The sequence below is a fragment of the Neobacillus niacini genome (genome assembly GCF_019749295.1).
Taxonomy (GTDB): Bacteria; Bacillota; Bacilli; order Bacillales; family Cytobacillaceae; genus Neobacillus; species Neobacillus niacini_D.
Genome location: NZ_JACWFG010000039.1, coordinates 580 through 1,413 on the forward strand (window position 1 = coordinate 580; position 834 = coordinate 1,413).

The window sequence follows — 834 nt, forward strand, 5'->3', positions numbered from 1 at the left end:
GAATCCTCCTACCATTATCATATAAAGATAATGAAAAAGGAGAATCCTGACCAGGAACTAGAGAAAATGATTCAATCTATATTTGATGAGAATAAAGGTAATTATGGATATCGCCGTATCCAACTAGAATTGAAGAATCGTGGAATTAAAGTCAACCATAAGAAAGTTCAACGTATTATGGGTGAACGTGGACTTAAAGGAGATAAGTTCGGACGAAAATCACGCAAGTTTAGTTCATACAAAGGAACTACTGGAAAAGTTGCCGAGAACCGTATTAATCGTCGTTTTAACACCAATGTTTGTCACCAAAAATTAACCACAGATATAACAGAATTTAAGTGCTTAGATGGTGCAAAACTGTATTTAAGTCCAATTATGGATATGTTCAATGGAGAAATTCTTTCTTACGGGATAGCTATGCGTCCAACCTTAGAATTAGCGCTGAAACCTCTTGACGAAGCATTAGAAATTGTAAAAGATTCAAAGTTTAGAACGACCATTCATTCTGATCAAGGATGGCATTATCAACATAATAAGTGGGTAAGAAAACTCAAGGAACAAAAAGTGTTCCAAAGTATGTCGCGAAAAGGAAACTGTTTAGATAATTCACCTATGGAGAACTTTTTTGGATTACTAAAACAAGAAATGTACTATGGCGAAGCTCTGTGCACATTTGAGGAGTTAAAGAAGAGAATTGATGATTATATGGATTACTATAATAACAAGCGTATAAAGCAAAAATTGGCAGGCATGAGTCCGGTACAATACCGAATTCGTACCCACCAATTAGCTGCTTAAAATAAAAACTCTAACTTCCGGGGGTCACATCATTCT

Annotated in this window: 1 protein-coding gene; it reads left to right on the plus strand. The window is 35.4% G+C overall.

The features are described from left to right. The coding region (locus H0184_RS27330; protein WP_221831163.1) for an IS3 family transposase at positions 1-798 on the plus strand (798 nt) is incomplete at its 5' end. Positions 799-834 lie beyond the last annotated feature (36 nt).